17 protein-coding genes, 1 pseudogene and 1 riboswitch are annotated in these 23,413 nt (G+C 50.7%); of the genes and pseudogenes, 8 read left to right on the plus strand and 10 right to left on the minus strand.

Annotation, left to right across the window (positions count from 1 at the left end):
• Positions 1-23: 23 nt before the first annotated feature.
• Entirely contained in the window at positions 24-1,418 is a 1,395-nt protein-coding gene (gene xseA, locus OI69_RS16635) for an exodeoxyribonuclease VII large subunit (protein WP_039352947.1), read from the minus strand.
• A 172-nt stretch (positions 1,419-1,590) separates the two neighbouring features.
• Here xseA and guaB point away from each other — a divergent pair, with 172 nt between their 5' ends.
• Positions 1,591-3,057: an IMP dehydrogenase gene (gene guaB / locus OI69_RS16640; RefSeq protein ID WP_039352951.1), complete on the plus strand. Its 1,467-nt coding sequence runs from the start codon at positions 1,591-1,593 to the stop codon at positions 3,055-3,057.
• Positions 3,058-3,180: 123 nt separating this feature from the next.
• Positions 3,181-4,758, plus strand: a complete 1,578-nt coding sequence (gene guaA / locus OI69_RS16645) for a glutamine-hydrolyzing GMP synthase (RefSeq protein WP_039352954.1) — start codon at positions 3,181-3,183, stop codon at positions 4,756-4,758.
• Between the two features lie 147 nt (positions 4,759-4,905).
• On the opposite strand, the gene OI69_RS16650 is transcribed toward guaA, so the two are convergent.
• Entirely contained in the window at positions 4,906-6,033 is a 1,128-nt protein-coding gene (locus OI69_RS16650; protein WP_039352957.1) for a linear amide C-N hydrolase, read from the minus strand.
• Between the two features lie 263 nt (positions 6,034-6,296).
• Positions 6,297-6,695, minus strand: coding sequence for an ester cyclase (locus tag OI69_RS19465; protein WP_072034315.1), 399 nt, complete (start codon positions 6,693-6,695; stop codon positions 6,297-6,299).
• Between the two features lie 255 nt (positions 6,696-6,950).
• Here OI69_RS19465 and OI69_RS16660 point away from each other — a divergent pair.
• The 3 genes and pseudogenes from OI69_RS16660 to OI69_RS16670 all read left to right on the plus strand — a co-directional run bounded on the left by OI69_RS16660 (position 6,951) and on the right by OI69_RS16670 (position 10,021).
• Positions 6,951-7,724, plus strand: a pseudogene (locus tag OI69_RS16660) (DUF3750 domain-containing protein).
• Between the two features lie 512 nt (positions 7,725-8,236).
• Entirely contained in the window at positions 8,237-8,989 is a 753-nt protein-coding gene (locus tag OI69_RS16665; protein ID WP_080752656.1) for a sulfite exporter TauE/SafE family protein, read from the plus strand.
• Between the two features lie 213 nt (positions 8,990-9,202).
• Positions 9,203-10,021 carry a hypothetical protein gene (locus OI69_RS16670; RefSeq protein ID WP_039352966.1) on the plus strand — a complete coding sequence of 273 codons (819 nt, stop codon included), beginning with the start codon at positions 9,203-9,205 and terminating at the stop codon, positions 10,019-10,021.
• Between the two features lie 50 nt (positions 10,022-10,071).
• Here OI69_RS16670 and adhP read toward each other — a convergent pair whose 3' ends face one another.
• The 3 genes from adhP to ahr all read right to left on the minus strand — a co-directional run bounded on the left by adhP (position 10,072) and on the right by ahr (position 13,373).
• Complete coding sequence (gene adhP / locus OI69_RS16675; RefSeq protein ID WP_039352969.1) at positions 10,072-11,082, minus strand: alcohol dehydrogenase AdhP; 1,011 nt, start codon at positions 11,080-11,082, stop codon at positions 10,072-10,074.
• A gap of 230 nt (positions 11,083-11,312) precedes the next feature.
• On the minus strand, positions 11,313-12,236 hold the full coding sequence (locus OI69_RS16680; protein WP_039352971.1) for a GGDEF domain-containing protein: 924 nt from the start codon (positions 12,234-12,236) through the stop codon (positions 11,313-11,315).
• A 117-nt stretch (positions 12,237-12,353) separates the two neighbouring features.
• Positions 12,354-13,373 (minus strand): NADPH-dependent aldehyde reductase Ahr, encoded by a 1,020-nt coding sequence (ahr, locus tag OI69_RS16685; protein ID WP_039352974.1) that lies wholly within the window; start codon positions 13,371-13,373, stop codon positions 12,354-12,356.
• A 148-nt stretch (positions 13,374-13,521) separates the two neighbouring features.
• Positions 13,522-13,618: riboswitch (TPP riboswitch) on the plus strand.
• A 122-nt stretch (positions 13,619-13,740) separates the two neighbouring features.
• Here ahr and thiD point away from each other — a divergent pair.
• Together thiD and psiE are read left to right on the plus strand one after the other, a co-directional pair.
• Entirely contained in the window at positions 13,741-14,544 is an 804-nt protein-coding gene (gene thiD / locus OI69_RS16690; RefSeq protein ID WP_039352977.1) for a bifunctional hydroxymethylpyrimidine kinase/phosphomethylpyrimidine kinase, read from the plus strand.
• A gap of 155 nt (positions 14,545-14,699) precedes the next feature.
• A complete protein-coding gene (gene psiE / locus OI69_RS16695; RefSeq protein ID WP_039352979.1) occupies positions 14,700-15,107 on the plus strand; it encodes a phosphate-starvation-inducible protein PsiE in 408 nt (135 codons plus the stop codon).
• A gap of 13 nt (positions 15,108-15,120) precedes the next feature.
• Here the strand turns inward: psiE and yegS are convergent, their stop codons facing one another.
• The 4 genes from yegS to ybaL form a co-directional block, all read right to left on the minus strand.
• Positions 15,121-16,020, minus strand: a complete 900-nt coding sequence (yegS, locus tag OI69_RS16700) for a lipid kinase YegS (RefSeq protein WP_039352981.1) — start codon at positions 16,018-16,020, stop codon at positions 15,121-15,123.
• 425 nt (positions 16,021-16,445) lie between these two features.
• Positions 16,446-17,807, minus strand: a complete 1,362-nt coding sequence (trhP, locus tag OI69_RS16705) for a prephenate-dependent tRNA uridine(34) hydroxylase TrhP (RefSeq protein ID WP_039352983.1) — start codon at positions 17,805-17,807, stop codon at positions 16,446-16,448.
• A 174-nt stretch (positions 17,808-17,981) separates the two neighbouring features.
• A complete protein-coding gene (locus OI69_RS16710) occupies positions 17,982-18,941 on the minus strand; it encodes a glutathione S-transferase family protein (protein WP_039352986.1) in 960 nt (319 codons plus the stop codon).
• Between the two features lie 214 nt (positions 18,942-19,155).
• Positions 19,156-20,841 (minus strand): YbaL family putative K(+) efflux transporter, encoded by a 1,686-nt coding sequence (gene ybaL / locus OI69_RS16715; RefSeq protein WP_039352989.1) that lies wholly within the window; start codon positions 20,839-20,841, stop codon positions 19,156-19,158.
• 665 nt (positions 20,842-21,506) lie between these two features.
• Here ybaL and ushA point away from each other — a divergent pair.
• Positions 21,507-23,156 carry a bifunctional UDP-sugar hydrolase/5'-nucleotidase UshA gene (ushA, locus tag OI69_RS16720; protein WP_039352992.1) on the plus strand — a complete coding sequence of 550 codons (1,650 nt, stop codon included), beginning with the start codon at positions 21,507-21,509 and terminating at the stop codon, positions 23,154-23,156.
• Positions 23,157-23,413 lie beyond the last annotated feature (257 nt).

Here is a 23,413-nt window from a genome sequence, read left to right on the forward strand (position 1 = left end):
CCGTGCATTTTATGCTAATCGCGTTATTTTGGCGGTTGAGATGAGGTTTTTCGCCGCTTTTTCACCGCATTTTGATTTGTAATCAGCGTCGTGACCTGACTTTCTACCCAGCCGTCCTGCAAACGGGTTTTCAGTGTTTCACCGGGGGTAATTTGTGCGATATTTTTCAGCACATTACCATCGGGGGTCGTCGTGACGTTATAGCCACGCGCCAGCGTTGCCAACGGGCTTACCCCTTCCAGCCGCGAACAGGCGACGCCCAGCTTTTGTTTATGCTGATTTAACTGGCGTTCCACGGCATTTTGCATCTGATAACTAAGCTGCTGTAAACGCTGCTGTGCACGGTGAATTCGGGTTTGCGGCTGCTGTTGCATTAGGCGCTGTTGTAAGCGTTCACTCCGGCGTGAAGTCTGTCGGAGCTGCTGTTGCATGGCGTCATCCAGCCGTTGGCGCAGTTTGACCCACTGTGCCTGCTGGCGTGCCAGCCGCAGTTGCGGATGCTGTTGCTGCAAGCGGTGGTGCAGACGGGTGAATACCCGATTGCGCTGGGCAAGGTAGTAGTCCATCGCCATTTCCAGCCGCTGACGCTGGGATTGTATCTGACGCAATAGCTCCAGTTGGTTACGACTCACTAACTCCGCAGCGGCAGACGGCGTGGGCGCGCGCAGGTCGCCGACGAAATCGGCGATGGTGATATCGGTTTCATGGCCGACGGCGCTGACGATAGGAATGCGGCTGGCGAAGATGGCGCGGGCGACTCGCTCGTCATTAAAGCTCCAGAGATCTTCCAGCGAACCGCCGCCGCGTCCGACGATTAACACGTCACACTCATTTCTCCGGTTGGCCAGCTCAATGGCGCGCACAATCTGTAGCGGTGCTTCCGCTCCTTGTACTGACGTGGGATACACAATGACTGGTAGCGACGGATCGCGGCGCTGTAACACCTGCAACACATCGTGCAGGGCGGCACCGCTGGCTGACGTAATCACACCGACCTGTCTGGCGGGCGAGGGAAGCGCTTGCTTAAACTGCTGATCGAACAGCCCTTCGGCAGCAAGTTTCTGCTTGAGTTGCTCAAACTGCTGCTGCAACAGGCCGTCACCGGCTGGTTGCATACTTTCCGCCAGCAGTTGATAGTCGCCGCGCGGTTCATACAGCGTAATGCTTGCACGAATCAGCACCTGCTGACCGTTTTGCGGGCGGAACGTGACTTTACGGTTGCTGGTGCGGAACATCGCGCATCGCACCTGCGCACGCTCGTCTTTCAGTGTGAAATACCAATGGCCGGATGATGGTTGAGAGAGGTTGGAGATTTCGCCGGAGAGCCAAATCTGGCCCATTTCCATTTCCAATAATTGTTTAACCGTCTGATTCAGGCGGCTAACGGTAAAAATTGCAGAGGAGGGAAATTGAGACATTGTGAGCCAGATCAAATTTTAAAACAGCCACTTAATTGATTGATACTACCGACCTGAAACAGGTAATCAAGCATTTTAGTAAAATAATGCTGGAGGCAACCGATTACGCTCTGTATAATGCCACGGCAATATTTTATCTATTCTCCACATCCACCTTGGTGAGATATTGCCCATGCTACGTATCGCTAAAGAAGCACTGACGTTTGACGACGTCCTCCTGGTTCCCGCTCATTCTACCGTTCTGCCTAACACTGCCGATCTGTCTACGCAGTTGACGAAAAACATTCGCCTGAATATTCCTATGCTGTCAGCAGCGATGGATACCGTTACCGAATCTGGCTTGGCTATTGCGCTGGCGCAGGAAGGTGGTCTGGGCTTTATTCACAAAAATATGTCCATTGAGCGTCAGGCTGAAGAAGTGAGCCGCGTGAAAAAACACGAAAGCGGCGTAGTGGTTGATCCACAGACCGTTACCCCGGAAACGACGCTGCGCGAAATGAAAGAACTGACCGAGCGTAACGGCTTTGCGGGTTACCCGGTTGTCGCAAAAGACAACGAACTGGTTGGTATCATCACCGGTCGTGACGTGCGTTTTGTTACCGATTTGGAAAAACCGGTTAGCGCGTTCATGACGCCGAAAGCGCGTCTGGTCACCGTTAAAGAAGGTGAAGCGCGCGATGTCGTGCTGCAAAAAATGCACGAAAAACGCGTCGAAAAAGCGCTGGTCGTTGACGACACATTCCACCTGATCGGCATGATCACGGTAAAAGATTTCCAGAAAGCAGAACGTAAACCGAACGCCTGTAAAGATGAACACGGCCGCCTGCGCGTTGGCGCGGCAGTGGGGGCGGGGGCCGGTAACGAAGAGCGCGTTGATGCGCTGGTTGCCGCAGGCGTTGACGTTCTGCTGATTGACTCTTCTCACGGCCATTCCGAAGGCGTATTGCAGCGTATTCGTGAAACCCGCGCAAAATACCCAAACCTCGAAATTATCGGCGGCAACGTTGCGACAGGCTCTGGCGCGAAAGCGCTGGTTGAGGCGGGCGTTAGCGCAGTGAAAGTGGGTATCGGCCCCGGTTCTATCTGTACCACGCGCATCGTGACTGGCGTAGGCGTACCGCAGATTACGGCGATCTCCGATGCGGTTGAAGCGCTGGAAGGCACGGGTATTCCGGTTATCGCTGATGGCGGTATCCGTTTTTCTGGCGACATCGCCAAAGCTATCGCCGCAGGCGCAGCCTGTGTCATGGTCGGTTCTATGCTGGCGGGTACGGAAGAATCCCCTGGTGAAATCGAACTGTATCAGGGGCGTTCTTTCAAATCTTATCGCGGCATGGGTTCACTGGGCGCGATGTCCAAAGGCTCGTCAGACCGTTACTTCCAGACCGATAACGCTGCTGACAAACTGGTGCCGGAAGGGATCGAAGGCCGCGTAGCCTATAAAGGCCGCCTGAAAGAGATCGTTCACCAGCAGATGGGCGGTTTACGCTCCTGTATGGGGCTGACGGGGTGCGCGACTATCGACGCGCTGCGCACGCAGGCTGAATTTGTTCGTATCAGCGGCGCGGGCATTCAGGAAAGCCACGTTCATGACGTGACTATCACCAAAGAGTCACCGAACTACCGTATGGGTTCATAAGGTGATTTAATGCCATAAACCCTGTACTATTTTTTTGCGCCGCACCGCCTTTGTGTAAGGCAGTGCGGCTAGTTGGGTTTACTTTTTTCGCTTTTGTCTTTTGCTTTTTGGAACATGCTCCTCATGACTCAAAACATTCATCAACACCGCATTCTTATTCTGGATTTCGGCTCGCAGTACACGCAACTGGTGGCACGTCGCGTGCGTGAGCTGGGCGTTTACTGTGAACTGTGGGCATGGGATGTCACGGAAGCACAGATTCGTGGGTTTAATCCGAACGGGATCATCCTGTCCGGCGGCCCAGAAAGCACCACCGAGTTTGGCAGCCCGCGGGCGCCAGAATACGTTTTCAACGCTGGCGTACCGGTATTAGGCGTGTGCTACGGCATGCAGACGATGGCGATGCAACTGGGTGGCCACGTTGAAGGTTCCAACGAGCGTGAGTTTGGTTATGCGCAGGTAGAAGTGAAGACGGATAGCGCGCTGGTGCGTGATATTCAGGATGCGTTGAGCGCGACAGGCGAACCGCTGCTGGATGTCTGGATGAGCCACGGCGATAAAGTGACGAAAATCCCTGAAGGGTTTGAGACCGTTGCCAGCACCGACACCTGTCCGTTTGCCATCATGGCGAACGAAGAGAAGCGTTTTTATGGCGTACAGTTCCACCCGGAAGTCACTCACACCCGTCAGGGCCAGCGCATGTTAGAGCGTTTTGTGCGTGACATCTGCCAGTGTGAAGCGCTATGGACGCCCGCCAAGATTATCGACGATGCGGTAACTCGTATTCGTGAGCAAGTCGGTAACGACAAGGTGATTTTGGGTCTGTCTGGCGGCGTGGATTCTTCCGTGACCGCGATGCTGTTGCACCGCGCGATCGGCGATCGTCTGACCTGCGTGTTTGTTGATAACGGCCTGCTGCGCCTGAACGAAGCCGATCAGGTACTGGAAATGTTCGGCGATCATTTCGGTCTGAATATTGTCCATGTGGCGGCGGAAGATCGCTTCCTGAGCGAACTGGCGGGTGAAAACGATCCAGAAGCTAAGCGCAAAATCATCGGTCGTGTGTTCGTTGAAGTGTTCGATGAAGAAGCCAGCAAACAAGCGGATGTGAAATGGCTGGCGCAAGGCACTATCTACCCAGATGTGATCGAATCAGCGGCGTCTGCCACTGGCAAAGCGCATGTGATCAAATCGCACCACAATGTGGGTGGCCTGCCGAAAGAGATGAAGCTGGGTCTGGTTGAGCCGCTGAAAGAGCTGTTCAAGGATGAAGTGCGTAAGATCGGTCTGGAACTGGGCCTGCCGTACAACATGCTGTACCGCCATCCGTTCCCAGGCCCCGGTCTGGGCGTACGCGTACTGGGTGAAGTGAAAAAAGAGTACTGTGACCTGCTGCGTCGTGCGGATGCGATCTTCATCGAAGAACTGCACAAAGCCGATCTGTACAACAAGGTCAGTCAGGCATTCACCGTCTTCCTGCCGGTTCGTTCCGTGGGCGTGATGGGTGATGGCCGTAAATACGATTGGGTCGTTTCGCTGCGTGCGGTAGAAACCATCGACTTTATGACCGCGCACTGGGCACATCTGCCATACGACTTCTTAGGCCGCGTCTCCAACCGCATCATCAACGAAGTCGACGGCATCTCACGCGTTGTTTACGACGTATCGGGCAAGCCACCGGCAACGATTGAGTGGGAATGATTAGTCGGTGTTTACCTAGTATTTATAACAGTATGATTTAAAATAAAACCCGCTGATTTTAGCGGGTTTTTATAGGCAACGAGAACGCGCCACCGTTTACCGGCGCTTTAACATTATCTCGGAGTAAACCTGATATAACTTCCTGATTTACAGCCCTGCAAATTTAAACGGCGTAGCTGGCTTAAATTGCTCTGAAGCCTGACCAGAATAAATAGTGCTTTGGTTTGGCCCTAAATCTAACTTGCTGGCGTTATTACCACGCGGAGAGAAGTCAATTTTTTTCAAATCAACCCAGAAGATATTGGGGGATACGGCAGATTCAAAAAAGTATTGTAGCGATTGATGATCGACAACCGTACGCCAGCGCGTTGAGGCAATATTTGGCGTTTCCGGTAAGGAGTAGCCATAAGGAACGGAGGCATTACGTATAATACTAAATGCGGTGGCTAAATCCGCTTTATCTTTTTCTATTTTACTTTTCTCTGCTACCCCAGGAATGAGTTTATTGGGAGCAACATTTTTTACATAGAATGATGCGCGAACAAAACGGTCGGCAGCACGGTTCGTTCCTGGCAACATGATATTGCCACCGATCTGATCCCAATAGTCATTTAATGTCAATTGTTGATTAAAAGTCGGGGAATTGGTCATCACCTGATAGTTTTTACTATGATGAATAACCTGCTTACCGTCGATATATTCAATAATTGCACTGTCACCAGATGAATCGGATAAGGAAAGGTGAAGTGTCGCCAGTCGATTCTCATTTGTTAGTTCTTTGGTCACCAGTATAAATTTTTCCTGTTGCAGTGATTTCACGGCTTCATCAACGGTGGCAAAATTATCCAATACATATTGTGCCCAGGCAGCGATGCTTAATCCTGGTTTTTCCGCTGTTGGCGTGGTTTTAGGATATTCAGATTCCGCCAGCCAGAGTACGTTTGCTGCCAACCCTTTTTCATTAACGCCGTCAGTGGTGGAAGCCTTGTCCTCTTCGCCATCAAAAGCAGAGGCAATAACACTGCCATATTTTGACGTCCATTCCAGAGAATGCTGGCCTGCGACACCAGAGCGCTTTAATTCTCGTGGGAAAATCCACAGGTTGGTCTTGGTATCATCGGCCCAGTCCATGGAGCGGGCGGTGATAGGGTAATTGGGGTTATTTTTATCTTTATAAACGAGTCGTGTGCAGGCGAGTGAAACCGCAGAACTTAACGCTAATGCGACTAATGATACCGCCACTACCGTAGATTTAATCTGCTTATTATTTTTCATTTAATTTCTCCATTTTTATTACCCGAGGTATGCCGTTAATTGAAAATGCCTATTTATTATAGTGGGTAATTTTTTAATGGCATTGAAAGTGGTGGGGTAATATTGATTGCCTGTTTAATGATTATATTTATGAAGTATATTATTTCTGTGGTGGGTTTTTTATACGGCTTCTCCTCTTTTTTAAATAATACTGATTAGGCGTTTGATGAGCATTGATATGACTTCCCCGAGTAGCCCTGATATTACTCGGGGGAATGAGGCCATCAGGCGATTTCTACTGTTCTTAAGCCATCAAAATTTTCAAAGTGCCAGGTTTCTCTAATTTTTCCTCCTTCAATACGGTGCATATCCATACCCGTGAAACGTACCTGTTTACCAGAGGCTTTCCAATGGTCGAAATCGCGGATATGTCGGCCATTCATGGCGATCCGGCAAACAACCAGGTCATTTTCAGCTACCACAGCTTCTATATTGATGTGGAAGCCCTCGAAAGCAGCATGGGTATAAGCTACCGCGTGTTTGAATCCTGCGGGGGTATTTGGCTGACCGGGGTCGGCAGGGTGGTTGATCCAATCCGTCGCGAGCAGGCGGTCGAAAGCTGTACTGTCATTGGCATTGAAAGCCTGATAGAAAGCGGTTGCCAGAGACACATGATCATTCATATTGTTGTTCCTTAGTCTTTTCAACGTGGAGACTCCACGTATAGCTGGTATATGAAGGTCGGGAATAAAAGGATACATTTCACCTGTTATCCTTCGACTAACGTAAAAGTAGGTCAATGTTTCACCTAATGCCTTACTCTTGCTGTTAACTGGCAGTAAACTGGTGAAATGATTTTTTAACCGATTTTCACGGTGAGCGCTCGCTCGCATGTATATCGATTCTGTTTCATCTCTTTTCAGTGAGCTACCAGGCCTATGACGTACCTCAAATTCTTGGGGATTGGATTTATTTGTGTGCTGTTGCTGTCGTTTTGGCAAAGCTGGGCGCAGTCAACGCGTAATGGCGAAACGTTTAGCGGGCAAAGCTGGTGGTCTGCCAAGCGTGACTCTTCCGGGTTAGCTCCGAACCCTGTGCAATTCCGTCAGACTGCCATCGTGCAGGTTTATGTGGCACCAACTTACGGCTGGCGCGGGCTGGTAGCGGTACATCCGTGGATTATTTTCAAGAACGCAGGGGAAACCCAATATCGCCGCTATGAGGTCGTCAGTTGGGGGAGCGACAACGTCGTCCGTCTGAATCGTTCGGTGGCGGATGCATATTGGTATGGCGCGATGCCAAAGCTGTTGGTTGAGCACCGTGGCGATAAGGCGGAAGCGATGATCCCATAGATTGAGGCCGCAATAAAAAGCTACCCGTGGCCACATACCTACCACGCCTGGCCGGGGCCGAATAGCAATACATTTCTTGCGCACATTGGTCGCGAAGTGCCGGCGCTCAAACTGGATATGCCCGCTAATGCCATTGGTAAAGATTACCGCCCGATAACGCGTCCCGTTGGCCTGTCGCCATCGGGGAGCGGAGTGCAGATTTCACTATTGGGCGTGCTGGGTATCACGATGGGGGTTGAAGAAGGCATTGAGGCCAATATTCTCGGGCTGAACATGGGCGTGGATATGAATCCTCCCGCGCTGCGTTTGCCCTTTGTTGGCCGCCTCGGCTATGAGAAAACACGCAGTGAAGAAGGCTGAGGTCAACGCGTCATTTTTGTACGTTGCCGCGCTGCATTCGGACAACTCGTGCACAGTCGACGGTATGCCCCGCTCCGCAATACGCTTGTTCACGGCTGAAAGTGTGCTGTGAAACTTTTCCGCGGCTTCGGGCTACCTACCGGTAAAAAGAGACGGCGCTAAAATACGCAGGATTCAGCATAATTTATTGTGAGTCCCCAGCCGCGCCGGAAAACAGCACAATAGCTGGCAGTTTGATTCTGCGCAGCATGTCGTCACATGTCTTATGTCACTCTGTAAGCTAATACAGCCGGAGAGTTGTCTGACAGGGAAGCGTCTTGACTATTGGCCAGGGCGGTGATGAGAACGAATGCAACCCACCCGTTCACGTTATCGGCGCGATCTCGATCTGAATGTGATCGAAATCGTGGAATATTGCTCCTAAAGCCATGGCCTGCCTACCTGTCTGAAACGCGGTTACTCAGAGAGTTTTGTGATATATAGGTCATGCATTTTCTATGTTTAGCTTAATGATGTTCAGCGATATATTGTTGTGTTTGCTTTTCGGGATTGGGCTGGGATTTTGTGGAGGTATGCTGGGCATTGGCGGTGGGCTTATCGCGATTCCTATTCTGGGTGTGCTTTTTGGGATGGATCAGCATACGGCACAGGGAACCGCGTTAGTGATGATTACGCCTAATGTATTGATCGGTTTTTTACGTTATCGCCAGCGTAACCGTATTGATACACGGCTGGCGTTGACGATGTGCGCTTTTGCTACGGGATCAGCCTACCTTGCAGCGCACATTGCATCATCGATTGATGTTCACAACCTCCAGCGCGCTTTCGCCACTTTCCTGCTGGTGCTGGCGACGTACTATATGTGGCAGTGGTATCACAAGAGGCGTAGTCAAACATCGGAGATTGTGCTGTCGACCAAATATCTACCGTTAGTCGGTATCGCGAGTGGATTTATGTCGGGCATTTTTACCGTCGGCGGTGGTCTGGTGGTGGTGCCCGTGCTGGTTACACTGTTTGCCTTTGCGCAAACGCAGGCGCAGGGAATGGCGTTGATACTTGTTGTTCCTGGTGCGTTGGCAGCGCTGCTTTCCTACTCGCAAGCGGGTAACGTTAACTGGATGATCGGTTTACCACTGGCTCTGGGGGGGATTACCAGCGTGTCTTGGGGTGTCGCTGTTGCTCATAAACTTCCCGTTGCTTACCTGCGTGCCGCGTTTTGCCTGATGCTGGTTGGTGTGGGAATGACCATGCTAGTGCTGAAATAATGCAACTGGCGTTCGCTTATCGCTTTTGCTTGCTAAGCATTGCGTTAAATAGAGATGTATTCGGCCTAAAGTTTTCAGCGCTTTCTCCGTTGATAGGTAGGAAGTGATGCGGTTAGTGTGAATAATTTCTCTGCTTGCTACCGCCGCTGTAACGGCCCGAATGAAGCAGGGTCGGTGTCCCCTCTGAAGCCCCATCTGAATAAGGCGTGATGTATGAGTCTCGTGAGCTATCTAGGAAAGCAAACTCTCGGTGTACTGGCGGGTTATAAACAGGATGGTGTGGTCATCCATATTTGCGGTGTTTATCCCAATGCGGATAACAGTCTGCGTGTTTTTTTCCCGCACGGACATGCATTTGCCGTTGGCGATCTGGCAACTATTCACCTTGATAACCGCTCTGGGGTTGATGAGTTTGATGCCAATGTTCAGGTTTATCGTGCCTCTTACAAAGGGCGTGTGGTCGTCAGCGATGGGGATTGGGTGGTTCTGGAGCCGAGAGAATGCCAGCTTCTGCACGGTTTTACCCCAGTTCTGGATATTCACGAACCAGGCTACCAGTTTCCACACGATAGCCGTCCGTTAAATCCGGTGCCTCTGACGCAGATGGTGGATTTTCCGCCGACGGAAAAGCAGGATTTCTCCAATAAAGTCGGCGTATTAATTACCATGGCTGCTGAACAGCCACATACGACGGTATTGGCATTTCTGTCGTCGGTGGATAACGATATCTTCCTGATTACATTCCCCGAAACCTTTAAATCCCAGTTGCTCAAACGCAATCCGCACTGCTTTTTTGCGATGGATGAACGCAGCCATTATACCTTTGAGCGCGCCATTGAATGGAACTACACCATTATTGAAGGGGACGCGTTTATTATTGCGCACGACAATCCGCTCTATGAAAAAGTGCGCCATGAATTTGTCACCAAAAACCCATGGGAAATCGCCTTTTTCACGCGCCCTGACGTTGAGGTTTACCATATTAAAAGCAAGCAGCTCGTGTGCCCCGGTCATACACAAACATGGCGTTAATATGTAATAAACGGGATAGCACCTATCCCGTTTATACCTGTAGGTACTGCTTACATTGACAGGTCGATCACCATGCGACCTGTGATTTTCCCGCCTTTCATTTCAGCAAAAATCGCGTTGATGTCTTTCAGAGGGCGTTTGGTCACTTTGGGCTTCACTTTTCCTTCCGCCGCAAACTGGAACGCTTCTTTCAGATCTTCGCGTGTACCTACCAGTGAACCTAACACCTGAATGCCATCCAGCACCAGACGCGGAATATTCAAATCCATTGACTCCGGCGGCAGGCCAACGGCGACAAGACGCCCGCCTGCACGAACGGCATCGACCGCAGAGTTAAATGCCGCACGCGCAACAGCCGTGACCACGGCAGCGTGTGCGCCGCCCGCTTTTTCCTGAATAATTTTGGCGGCATCCTCTTTGGCGGGATTAATGACCAGATCCGCCCCCATTTCTTTAGCAAAAGCCAACTGGGCATCATTGACATCAATTGCGATAACCTTGGCGTTAAAGACATTTTTAGCGTATTGCAGCGCTAAATTACCCAATCCGCCTAGTCCATAAATGGCGATCCACTGTCCGGGTTTGATTTGTGAGACTTTTACGGCTTTATAGGTTGTCACGCCCGCACAGGTAATGCTGCTGGCGGCGGCAGAATCCAGACCATCCGGCACTTTTACCGCGTAATCGGCAACGACGATACACTCTTCGGCCATCCCGCCATCAACGGAGTAGCCTGCGTTTTTTACCTCGCGACACAGGGTTTCGTTACCGCTATTACAATATTCGCAGTGACCACACCCCTGATAGAACCAGGCCACGCTGGCGCGATCGCCAGGTTTTAGTGATGTCACACCCGGTCCCACTTCTTTGACGATACCGACTCCCTCATGGCCAAGTGTGATGCCAGTAACATCGCCAAAATCACCATCTTTGACGTGGAGATCGGTGTGGCAAACGCCACAGCATTCCATGGCTAGCAGCGCTTCACCATGTTGGAGAGGGCGCAGTTTTTTGTCCTGAATCTCAACGGAATGATCTTTTGTAACGATAGCTGCTTTCATTAGTCTTCCTTTTACTGAATGTTGCGTGGGGGTAATGTATTTTGTTCTATCTATAAAAGAGTACACGCTGGTTGGCGAGTTGATTAATCAGGAAGTGTTTATTTTTGTTACAGAATGAGTGGCGGGGCGTGAGGCTGTTTCAATGGCGAAAATGGGATTTGTAGTAATTTTTATGATGATTAGGACGGGGCGCGTCCGTGCGGCCGTTTTCAGAGTGAAACTGCGTCGCGCTATTGCATGTTTTCTTTCGATTCCACAGCCCATTCGACCTTGCCTTTACCCGTGGTTTTAGCCTGATAAAGCGCGATATCCACCCGTTTCATAAAGTGTTCAGTGGGTTCCTGAGGCTGTTTTTTACCCGCTCCGATACTGACTGAAAGGTGGTACATATTCTTAATGATGATCTTGTTTGCATTTTTTAGTACCGATCTTGCCAGCATTTCTGCCCGCTCTTGCGTCCCCGCGTACAGAATAATCGCGAACTCTTCCCCACCGATTCGGGTTGCCACGATCTCACTGTTATCGAAACGGGAAAGAATGTGGCCGAATTTGCTTAATATTTCATCACCTTTGGCGTGCCCATATTTATCATTAATCGCTTTGAAATTGTCGATATCGATAATAAATAAATAGGGCGTTTTCTCTTCCAGTTTTCTTAATTCATTAATAAAAAACCGGCGATTAGGGAGCTGTGTCAGCTCATCGCTGAATGACTGTATCCTGGCTTCAACATATTTATTATTGATTTGTTGTATCAGGGTATAAACGCCAAACCCGACGCCAAACATACCAATAATCCTCAACAGATCCTCAACATAATACCCAACCAGTTTGGGTTGATAGATAAATTCATCCATAAAATCAAATGTGGCAGCACATATCCAGATGTTAAGCCCGAGGCGAACGGATAACGCCGAGGTACTGTGCAGGGATATTTTACTGGTACATGACAAGATAAAAACAAGAAAAACTAGCACAATCGAATCGGTATAAACGCCGGGATTACTTTGTAGTTGTTCCTGAATGTTGCGGTGCTTAAAAAGCGATAGGTTGAGGATAATGATCAACACAGATGATAACAGAGCGAGCCTGACGGACGAGGAGGCTTTTTTGTTTCTATCAATAAAATCATGATCATATTCTTTAAAAGGCATTGCGGGTCTCCTCTTACATCACCTTGCAATCTTATCATGAAACCGATTCGCTGGATTCAGCGTTGATTGGATTACCGTGGGCAATCAGACGCCTGATGGCTCAGGCGTCTTTACCGATTAAAAATCGGCTTTCAGTACCACACGGTAGCGAGCTTTGCCGTCACGTACGTGTTGGATGGCATCATTGATTTTTGACATGGGGAATAATTCTGTCTGCGGTTTCACGTTGGCACGCGCGGCGAGCTTCATCAGAGAGCGCAGCTCATGTGGTGAACCGGTAGAAGAGCCTGAAACACTGCGGTCACCCGCAATGAGCGTAAAGGCTGGAACGCTGAATGGTTTCATCACCGCGCCAACGGTATGGAACTTCCCGTTATAGGCGAGTGCGTTAAAGTAGGGCTGCCATTCGAGGTCAACGCTCACGGTATTGATAATGAGATCGAACTGGCCTGCCAGCGCGCTCAATGCCTGCGGATCGCGGCTGTTGACCACTTTATCGGCTCCCATCGCCAATACTTCCTGCTCTTTTGCCGGGTTCGAGCTGAACGCGGTGACTTCACAGCCCATTGCGTGCAGGAGCTTAATCGCGATGTGACCCAGGCCACCGATACCAATCACGCCGACGCGGCTGGTCGCGGTAATATGGTGCATTAACAGCGGTTTGAATACGGTGATGCCGCCGCACAGCAATGGGCCTGCTGATTCGATATCTATGGTGTCAGGAAGCGGGATGACCCATTGCCAGTTCGCACGAATTTTGTCGGCAAAGCCGCCTTTATTCAGAATTGTTGGCACGCTGCCTTGTTGGCAGTTGGTTTGGCTGCCGCTGATACAGGCATCACAGTGCCCACAACTGCTTGCTGTCCAGCCGATACCGACACGCTGACCAATCTTTAATCCTTTGTTCTTCGCTGCATCACCCAGTGCGTGCACACGACCAATCACTTCATGCCCAGCGACCAGCGGATAGCTCGACATCCCCCATTCGTTATCGATCATGGACAGATCGGAATGGCACACGCCGCAGTAATCAACGACGACTTCTACCTCTTCCGCATGCAGTTCCCCCACATCAAACTCATGCAACTCCAGCGCTGCGCCTGCTCCCGGTGCGGCATAACTCTTGATTATCGTCATCACAATCTCCTCAGTATGGGTTTGATTATTCAGTCTAAAGGGTTATGGCGTTTTTCTCTATGGCACAACGTGCCTGTGGTTTTTGATTTTGTGCCGGGAGGGCGATCGCTTGCTTTACTGACATCACTTACTTATGCTGCCAAAAGTAATAAATGACTCGGGGTGCCTTTGTTTGTGAAGGCTGAGAAATACCCGTACCACCTGATCTGGATAATGCCAGCGTAGGGAAGTCACGGTATGCCCCACCGGTTGCCGCCTTCTTCCTCGCCGGTTGGGAGACCTATGAACACTCGACCTACCGACTTTTTTGCTGCTCAGGCGGCCACATCATTCACTCCATTCCGTCCCCTGTGCGCGGAGGCCTGGCATGAAACGTATTAATGCGTTGACGATTGCTGGCACCGATCCGAGCGGCGGCGCGGGTATTCAGGCGGATTTGAAAGCGTTTTCTGCGTTGGGTGCTTATGGCACGTCGGTGATTACCGCGCTGGTGGCGCAAAATACGCGTGGCGTGCAGTCCGTCTACCGGATTGAACCGGATTTTGTCGCCGCACAGTTGGATTCTGTATTGAGCGATGTGCGTATCGATAGCGCCAAAATTGGTATGCTGGCGCAGACCGATATTGTTGATACGGTTGCTGATCGCCTGCGTCATTATGCTGTACCTTTCGTGGTGCTGGATACGGTAATGCTGGCGAAAAGTGGTGATCCGCTACTGGCGTCGGAGGCGGTGGAGTCGGTTCGCCGTGAACTGTTGCCGCTGGTTTCCCTGATTACTCCCAATCTGCCGGAGGCTGCCGCGCTGCTGGATACATCGCCCGCTACCAACGAACAGGAAATGCGTGAACAGGGGGAAGCACTGCTGGCGATGGGCTGTCAGACGGTGTTGATGAAAGGAGGGCACCTCAGCGAAGCGGAAAGCCCGGACTGGTTGTTCAGTCGGCAGACCGAACCGCAGCGCTTTAGCTCCCCTCGCGTGAATACCCGGCATACACACGGCACGGGCTGCACGCTGTCTGCCGCGTTGGCGGCGCTGCGACCGCGTCACAATAGTTGGGGTGAGACGGTCAAGGCTGCGAAGGACTATGTGCAGCAAGCGTTACAGCAGGCCGATACGCTGGAGGTCGGGCACGGAATTGGCCCCGTTCATCACTTCCATCGCTGGTGGTAATAACGATAAGTCAATCGACTTGTACTTTGTATGACAATTTTGTCAGTCATTTCAAACTAAATTAAGCCTATTTCGACATAGACAGTGTGCTGGTCTTCCAGTTATTTTGCAGTGAAATTTTGGCGTTAATGTGAAATAGGATGTGGGGATAACATATGGCAGGTTCTGCTCGCAGTGCGATGGCTGCCAAGGCGCTTCAGACGATACTCAATATCGGCCTGCTGGTGCTGGCGACTATTCTGGTGATTTTTTTGATCAAGGAAACGTTTCATCTGGCGAAAGTGTTGCTGATCTCCAATGAGAAAGATTCCTCCTATCAACTGATAGAAGGCATTGTGATCTATTTCCTTTATTTTGAGTTTATTGCGTTGATCGTGAAGTATTTTCAATCCGGTTATCACTTCCCACTGCGCTATTTTATTTACATCGGTATTACGGCCATCATTCGCCTGATTATTGTCGATCACAAAAGCCCATCGGATACGCTAGTGTATTCCTCGGCGATCCTGCTGCTGGTGGTAACGCTGTACCTGGCAAACAGTAATCGCCTGAAGCGGGAATAATTGAAACGCGCAGCTATTCCAGTAGCGGGCACTGGGGCGGCAGCCGACAGCGAATCGCCGCAGGAATAACCTCAATATGGAAACGTTTGGCGGTGAGCGGTTCGCCGTCCAGATTAAATGTCATATCGTCCGGGGCGGTGATCTCCAACCAGGGCAGGGTAGCGGAAATCATGTTCTGGTTTTCGCTGCCAGTAAACCAGGCTTGAAGCATATTCGGCAGCAGCTCCGTTGCTGACAGTACGCTCAGCTTCAGCAGCCCATCGTTGATTAGCGCTTCTGGGCAAAGTTGTTGCCCGCCACCTGCCTGACGGCCATTTCCCGCTGCGATGACCAGCGTATCGCCTGACCAGTGAAAACCTGGCCCGCGGATCTCACAGCGCTCAGCATGCAACATATCCATGCGAAAGAGGGCGTGCAGCACGTAAGAGGCACTCCCCAGTGCGGCCTTCATCTTGGCGGGTGTCTCGGTGGTAATACGCGTAGCAAATCCACCTGTCGCCATGTTGATGAAATAGTGCTTGTCGTTCACTTTGGCAATATCGATGGCGGTAGCGCGCCCTTTGATCGCCAGCGTCAAGGCGTTGTGCATTTCCATCGGGATCTGACAACTGGTGGCAAAATCGTTGGCCGTGCCCAGCGGCACGACTCCCAGACTGGGGCGAATCGTTTCTGACTGTACAGCCAGTGCGGCGGCGACTTCATTAACGGTGCCATCGCCACCAGCGGCGATCACGTTATCGGCTTTGAGCCGGATAGCCTCTTCCACATAGCGTTTCGCATCACCGTATTCCCAGGTGACGCGAACATGCAGGGTATAGCCCTCCTTTCGCAACTCACCAATAGCCTCGCGAAGTTCTTCATTACCCGCGCTTTTCCCATTCAAAATCAGCAGTGTGATTGGATTTTTTTCCATGTTGTCTTTCTCTGGCTGCGATGTTGTCGTTAAGACAGGAACCTTGTCGTTAATCATAGTCACTAAATTCGCAGGTAGAAATCAGAAGAATCGGTGAATGTTTGCCGTAGGGCAGTGGATGGGGGAGAAAAAGAAAAGCCAGCTCAAGGGAGATTGAGCTGGCCAAGGAGGTGGTTCCTAGTAGTATCACTACGCTTATTTTTCGTTCTATATTTTCTCAGCGACGCAATATTAACCACAAGACCAGCAAATTGATGTGATCTGTTTCTAATATTCGTTAGAAACCCTGAGCTTTGTAACGCTACCCACAGGAGGACGCACCGATTCACGGTGGGGAAAGGGGGATGATAGGGGCATACCGTAAGGAAGCGTTACCCTGTGATGGGCATTGCCGGATGTACGGGACATCCGGCAGTATTATCGGTTTATTCCGCGTTAGGATTACGCGTGGTGGTGCCTGGCAGATTGCGCAGCAGTAGTGCATAGTCCAGCGAGATATCGTCTGGCACTGGCAGGTAAACGATATGGCCGTTACCCGGTGCTACATCGGTCGGCTGTCCTTTGGCATTCTGCATCGATTCAATTGTGAATTGAATATTGCCGTTTGGCGTCATCATTTCTACGCTGTCGCCACAGGAAAACTTGTTCTTCACCTCGACTTCCGCCAGCCCATCGCGGCGCACGCCCGTGAATTCTCCGACAAACTGCTGACGATCGGAAACAGAATAGCCGTAATCGTAGTTTTGATAATCTTCATGCACATGGCGACGCAGGAAACCTTCGGTGTAACCACGGTGCGCTAAGCCTTCCAGCGTTTCCAGTAATGTCGGGTCGAACGGTTTACCCGCTACGGCATCGTCAATGGCGCGGCGATAGACCTGCGCGGTACGGGCACAGTAATAGAATGACTTGGTGCGTCCTTCGATTTTCAGCGAATGAACCTGCATTTGCGTCAGGCGCTCAACGTGTTGGATCGCGCGCAGATCGCGGGAATTCATGATGTAGGTGCCGTGCTCGTCTTCAAAGGCGCTCATGTACTCGCCGGGGCGCATGCTTTCTTCCAACATAAAGACTTTATCGGTTGGCTCACCGATGCCCAGCGCGGGTTCAACGTTTTTCACGGCGATAGGTTCGTGCTGATGAACGATATTCCCGATGTCGTCCTCTTTGCCTTCCTGAACCTTATATTCCCAGCGGCAGGCATTGGTGCAGGTGCCCTGATTCGGATCGCGTTTGTTGATGTAACCGGACAGCAGGCAGCGGCCAGAATAGGCCATGCACAGTGCGCCGTGAACGAAGATCTCCAGTTCCATATCCGGTACGTGCTGGCGGATTTCCGCAATCTCTTCCAGCGACAGTTCGCGGGATAGGATCACGCGTGTCAGCCCCATCTGCTGCCAGAATTTCACCGTTGCCCAGTTGACCGCGTTGGCCTGAACGGAGAGGTGAACATCCACCTGTGGGAAGTTTTCTCGCACCAGCATGATCAAACCTGGATCGGACATGATCAGCGCATCCGGGCCCATTTCGATCACGGGCTGTAGATCGCGCAGGAAGGTTTTCAGTTTGGCATTGTGCGGCGCGATGTTAACGACCACGTAGAATTTCTTGCCCAGCTCATGCGCTTCATTAATGGCTTGCGCCAGCGTCTGATGGTTGAATTCGTTATTGCGCACGCGCAGGCTGTAGCGGGGTTGACCGGCATAAATTGCGTCTGCGCCATAGGCGAAGGCGTAGCGCATATTTTTCAGCGTACCGGCCGGAGAAAGCAGTTCCGGTTTAAACATGGTATCTCTCGATTCTGATCACAAGTCAGGCTGCTCCACGCGGGAACAGTAAAGGCGGAGGATTCTAGCGCTAATAGGGGGAAATTGCAGTAGACAACCCACGAAAAGTGGGCCTATTACTTGATATATATCAAAGATGGCCTGCCATAAACCGCGCAGGCCAGATCTCTGGTATTAACGCACCGCGATACGTGACTGACCGAGTGTTGTACGGTTGTGGGGAAGCGTGAAATCAACCGCTGGGCCCACGGGCACAATGCGTGTCGGGTTCAGCCAGGCAATACCATAATAACCGGATTTTATATGCTCGATGTTGACCGTTTCCGCAACGCCCGGCCACTGATACAACTCGCGCAGATAATTCGACAGGTTAGGGTAATCGGCAATGCGTTTCAGGTTACATTTAAACGCGCCGTGATAGGCCACATCGAAACGTACCAGTGTGACAAACAAACGCCAGTCGGCTTCAGTCAGCGTGTCGCCCAGCATATAACGATGGCTTCCGAGATGTGCATCCAACTCGTCCAGCGTCGTGAACAGTGTGGTCACCGCGCTGTTATAGTTTTCCTGTGTTTTGGCGAATCCGGTTTTGTACACGCCGTTATTGACGTTGTGATACACCGTCTCGTTCCAGCGCGCGATCTCATCGCGTAATTCCGATGGGTAGAAATCAAGGTGATTGCCGGTCAAGTCGTTAAATTCGCTGTTCAGCAAACGAATGATATCTGCCGATTCATTGTTCACGATGCGGCCTTCCACGCGATCCCATAGCACTGGCACCGATACCTTTCCGGTATAGTCTGGTACGCTGGCGGTATAGAGCTGATGCAAGTAGCGGATGTCACCGACCTGTTCACCGGCATCCTCTGGTGTATCAAATTCCCAGCCGTGATCTTCAATACGTGGATTGACAACCGAAAGGGAAATGATGTTTTCCAGCCCCTTCAGCTTATGGAAAATTAGCGTGCGTGATGCCCATGGGCAGAGATAGGAGACAAAAAGCTGGTAACGACCCGCTTCAGGCACCAGTTCGGTTTGCCGAAATTTGGTTTCTTCGCGGTGGAATGCCCCGTTTTTGATCTCTTCCGCTGCGACATCACCGTTAACCCATTTGCCATTCACTAAACCAGACATGCTTTTCCCCTTACTTATCTTGTTTCGGTAACCTATGTTTCGCCGTGTGGGTGAGCGGATACCTGTCATTATTGTAGGTCTAAAATGGTAACAGCCATGAGAAAAGAGAAAATGACAAAATTTTCATTAAGTCGGACAGTATTTTTGACCAGCATCAGCACATAAAAAAATCCGAAAACGAAGGACGTTTTCGGATTCTCATGCATGTTGCCGTTTAGATTGGGCACGCCTGAGGTGCCGTTGGAATGTCATCCAACTTCAGTAGCGTGATCATGCTATTGGCGATTTCCCGCTCACCCATGACCACCTCATTGGCACCATGTTCGGTAATGTAACTGACTTCATCGTCATAGTGTGCGCGGGCAATAATCTCCAGATCGGCACGTTTCTCGCGCGCTGCTGCGACAATTTCCCCCGCCTCATAGCCGTTTGGAATTGTCAGTAATAACCACCGGGCGCAGTCCAGACGCGCCACATCCATGATTTCTGGCTTGGTGGCATTACCTAATACCGCTTTAATTCCCTGCTCACGCAGAGCATCGACGCGGGTACGTGAATTCTCAACCACGACTATGGGAATCCCGGCCTGGTGCAGCTTGGCGCCAATCAGGCTACCGACACGACCATAGCCTACCAGCAGCGCATGGTTGCACATATCGACAGGGATCTGCTTCTCTTCCTCGATGGCTTCTTCCACGATCTGCTCTTCTATCGTTTCATTCTTCGCCAAATAGCGCTCAAGCAGCGTAAACAGCAGAGGGTTTATCATGATGGAGAGAATGGCACCAGCCAGCACCAGATTTCTTCCTTCTTCGGATAACAACCCCAACACAATGCCAAGCCCAGCTAAAATAAAGGCAAATTCGCCGATCTGTGCCAAGCTGGCGGAAATCGTTAACGCTGTCCGTTTTGAGTGGCCGAACAGGCGAACCAATACGAAAGCGGCGGCCGACTTACCGAACACGATAATGGCCAGTGTGATCAGCACGGAAATCGGGTCGTTCACCAGAATCATCGGATCAAACAGCATACCGACGGAAACGAAGAACAAGACGGCGAAGGCATCGCGCAGCGGCAGCGTATCATGGGCGGCGCGCTGGCTGAGTTCAGATTCGTTCAGTACCACGCCTGCGAAGAAGGCGCCCAGCGCAAAAGAAACATCAAACAGCTTCACCGCGCCAAAGGCGATACCGAGCGCCATCGCTAACACTGCCAGCGTGAAAAGCTCACGAGAGCCGGTGCTGGCACTTTTTGCCAACACCCACGGCACCAAACGACGGCCTACCACAATCATCAAGGTGATAAACGCGATGACTTTACCGATGGTCCAGGCTAAATCGGTCAGCAGTTTGCTGGTGTCGGCATGTTCAGCCCCAATCATATCGCCGAAGGCTGGCAGCAGAACCAGCGTAAGCACCATCGCCAGATCTTCTACAATCAGCCAGCCGATGGCGATTTGGCCACGCTGGCTATCAATAAGCTGGCGTTCTTCCAACGCGCGTAACAGAACTACGGTACTGGCGGTGGACAGGCAGAGGCCAAAAACCAGGCCGCTCGCCAGGCTCCAGCCCAGCATGGTAGATAACCCCATTCCAAGTAGCGTTGCCACGGCAATCTGGGCTATTGCACCAGGAATGGCGATGGACTTTACCGCCATGAGATCTTTCAGTGAGAAGTGCAGGCCGACGCCAAACATCAGTAGGATTACGCCAAGTTCAGCGAGTTCTGATGCCAATGAGGTATCGGCAACGAAACCGGGGGTAAAAGGACCGACAAGTACGCCTGCGGCAAGGTAACCAACAAGGGGAGAGATACGCAGGCGGTGTGCCAGAATACCAAGGAGGAAGGCGAGAACCAGGCCTCCAGCGATAGTAGAAATTAGCGGTGTTGCAGCATGCATCCCAACTCCTTGTGCCATAGGTGAAACGTAATTGAGCGGATTTACCCTTCTTGCCTTGACGTTACAGCGCGGTTAGCGGCGCTACATACCCTTATTACACCGATTTATAATGAAAAGCGTATCAGGATTCGTTCGGTTGCTGTCTTGCTAGAACGCCAATTATTCTGGGCATATACAAATTCTATTGCATATAGCGAAATGTTGCTTGGATAAAAGTGGTATTTTATGAAAAATATCAGTTTATCCAGCTAAAGATAGTGTAACACAGATTTAGCGATGGTTTCTTAAGATAAGCATTGATAAACATGCTTAATTATTATGATAATGCGATATTCAGGATGGTAATACCTGCGATTTTTCTATGTATTTAGCGGAATCGTTTTATCTCCCCGAGTAAAACCCGAGAAAATAGAAGATAAACGGGATGATACCGAGTTATTCCTGTGAAACATCCATATTGACAAGAGTTCATGACAGTCTGACGACAGTGCCAGACTAGTGTGATATCACGATAGGGGCTATGCCTGGCCTGATTTTGTTTTCTACCGGACATTGCTGACAAACTCCGTAAACGCACTTCGCGCATTGTTCATTTTGCTGTGGTAGTTTGTGTGGTGAATTGTTCAGTGGTTCCACTGCATCTTTAAAATAAACGGAGATTTATCATGCGCTTTTCAACAAAAGCTTTGGGATGTGCGATGGCGGTATCGCTCGCGCTAACACCTGTTATGTCAATGGCTTGGGAAAAAGATAAAACGTACGCCATCACTATTCTGCATACGAATGACCATCATGGTCACTTCTGGCATAACGACCATGGTGAATATGGGCTGGCGGCGCAAAAAACGCTGGTTGATCAGATTCGGCAGGAAGTGGCGAGTAAAGGCGGCAGCGTATTGCTGCTTTCCGGTGGTGATATTAATACCGGCGTACCCGAGTCCGATTTGCAGGATGCGGAGCCAGATTTTCGTGGTATGAACATGGTTGGTTATGATGCCATGGCGCTCGGTAACCACGAATTCGATAATCCGCTTTCTGTCCTGCGTCAGCAGGAAAAATGGGCGAAATTCCCGCTGTTATCGGCCAATATCTACCAAAAAAGTACTAATCAGCGTTTATTTAAGCCTTATGCCCTGTTTGACAAGCAAGGTGTGAAAATCGCCGTCATCGGCCTGACAACGGATGATACCGCCAAATTAGGCAATCCTGAGTATTTTACTGATATTGAATTCCGTAATCCGGCGACGGAAGCGAAGCAGGTTGTTGAGCAGTTGCGTAAGAGCGAAAAGCCCGATGTGATTATTGCCGCGACGCACATGGGACACTATGACGATGGTAATCACGGCTCCAACGCACCGGGTGATGTGGAAATGGCGCGTAGTCTTCCTGCCGGATATCTGGACATGATTGTCGGCGGTCACTCACAAGATCCGGTCTGTATGGCGCAGGAAAATAAAAAACAGGTGGATTATGTGCCAGGTACGCCTTGTGCACCCGATCGCCAGAATGGCACCTGGATCGTTCAGGCGCATGAGTGGGGTAAATATGTCGGTCGTGCTGATTTCACATTCCGCAATGGCGAGCTGAAACTTGAGCATTATCAACTGATACCCATCAACCTGAAGAAAAAGGTAGAGAAAGACGGCAAAACCGAACGTGTTTTCTATACGCATGAAATCGCGCAGGATGCTGATGTCATGAAAGTGCTGACGCCGTTCCAGGAAAAAGGTCAGGCGCAGTTGGGTATCAAGATCGGTAGTGTGAAAGGCAAACTGGAAGGCGATCGCAATCAGGTGCGTTTCCGTCAGACCAATCTGGCACATGTGCTGCTGTCTGCTCAGCTTGAGCGTGCTGGTGCAGATTTTGCTGTCATGAGCGGTGGTGGTGTACGCGATTCGATCGAGTCAGGAGATATCACCTATAAAGATGTATTAAAGGTTCAGCCGTTTGCCAACACGTTGGTTTATGTAGATATGAAAGGCAGCGAGGTCGAGAAATATCTTGCCGTTGCCGCCAATAAAAAAGTGGACTCCGGTGCCTATGCGCAATTCCTCAACGTCAGCCTGACGGCCGATGGGCAGGGCGTACAGAACGTGAAAATTAAAGGCGAGCCGCTGCAAGCAGATAAAGTTTACCGTATGGCAACGTTGAACTTTAATGCCATGGGGGGAGATGGTTACCCACGCCTTGATAACCTACCGGGCTATGTGAACACCGGTTTTGTTGATGCTGAAGTGTTGAAACAATATATCGAGAAGCATTCACCGCTGGACGCGGAAGCCTACGCGCCGAAAGGTGAGATTGTTTATAAGTAACGAGCATTGCTGGTGGGACGTTAACGATTTTCTCACTACTCCACATCTATTGGCCGCGAACTTCGCGGCCTTTTCTTGGCGCCATTTATCCCAGCCACTCACCGCGCCATTCTGACCGCTTAGCACGCTATTCTACCGCCTACCCAAATACCCCACCTCGCGCGCACGCGATGGCGTAATGTGTCTGCCATGATGTTCTTTTATCTGCAATACGCGATGACCCGCGTTATCGCACAACGTCTACCAGGGTTTCTTTT

Source organism: Pectobacterium fontis, assembly GCF_000803215.1.
Classification (GTDB): domain Bacteria; phylum Pseudomonadota; class Gammaproteobacteria; order Enterobacterales; family Enterobacteriaceae; genus Pectobacterium; species Pectobacterium fontis.

Excerpts from the sequence above, each read along its gene's own strand:
- xseA (WP_039352947.1), bottom strand. The coding sequence starts at position 1,418 with ATGTCTCAATTTCCCTCCTCTGCAATTTTTACCGTTAGCCGCCTGAAT.
- guaB (WP_039352951.1), top strand. The coding sequence starts at position 1,591 with ATGCTACGTATCGCTAAAGAAGCACTGACGTTTGACGACGTCCTCCTG.
- guaA (WP_039352954.1), top strand. The coding sequence starts at position 3,181 with ATGACTCAAAACATTCATCAACACCGCATTCTTATTCTGGATTTCGGC.
- OI69_RS16650 (WP_039352957.1), bottom strand. The coding sequence starts at position 6,033 with ATGAAAAATAATAAGCAGATTAAATCTACGGTAGTGGCGGTATCATTA.
- OI69_RS19465 (WP_072034315.1), bottom strand. The coding sequence starts at position 6,695 with ATGAATGATCATGTGTCTCTGGCAACCGCTTTCTATCAGGCTTTCAAT.
- OI69_RS16665 (WP_080752656.1), top strand. The coding sequence starts at position 8,237 with ATGTTCAGCGATATATTGTTGTGTTTGCTTTTCGGGATTGGGCTGGGA.
- OI69_RS16670 (WP_039352966.1), top strand. The coding sequence starts at position 9,203 with ATGAGTCTCGTGAGCTATCTAGGAAAGCAAACTCTCGGTGTACTGGCG.
- adhP (WP_039352969.1), bottom strand. The coding sequence starts at position 11,082 with ATGAAAGCAGCTATCGTTACAAAAGATCATTCCGTTGAGATTCAGGAC.
- OI69_RS16680 (WP_039352971.1), bottom strand. The coding sequence starts at position 12,236 with ATGCCTTTTAAAGAATATGATCATGATTTTATTGATAGAAACAAAAAA.
- ahr (WP_039352974.1), bottom strand. The coding sequence starts at position 13,373 with ATGACGATAATCAAGAGTTATGCCGCACCGGGAGCAGGCGCAGCGCTG.
- thiD (WP_039352977.1), top strand. The coding sequence starts at position 13,741 with ATGAAACGTATTAATGCGTTGACGATTGCTGGCACCGATCCGAGCGGC.
- psiE (WP_039352979.1), top strand. The coding sequence starts at position 14,700 with ATGGCAGGTTCTGCTCGCAGTGCGATGGCTGCCAAGGCGCTTCAGACG.
- yegS (WP_039352981.1), bottom strand. The coding sequence starts at position 16,020 with ATGGAAAAAAATCCAATCACACTGCTGATTTTGAATGGGAAAAGCGCG.
- trhP (WP_039352983.1), bottom strand. The coding sequence starts at position 17,807 with ATGTTTAAACCGGAACTGCTTTCTCCGGCCGGTACGCTGAAAAATATG.
- OI69_RS16710 (WP_039352986.1), bottom strand. The coding sequence starts at position 18,941 with ATGTCTGGTTTAGTGAATGGCAAATGGGTTAACGGTGATGTCGCAGCG.
- ybaL (WP_039352989.1), bottom strand. The coding sequence starts at position 20,841 with ATGCATGCTGCAACACCGCTAATTTCTACTATCGCTGGAGGCCTGGTT.
- ushA (WP_039352992.1), top strand. The coding sequence starts at position 21,507 with ATGCGCTTTTCAACAAAAGCTTTGGGATGTGCGATGGCGGTATCGCTC.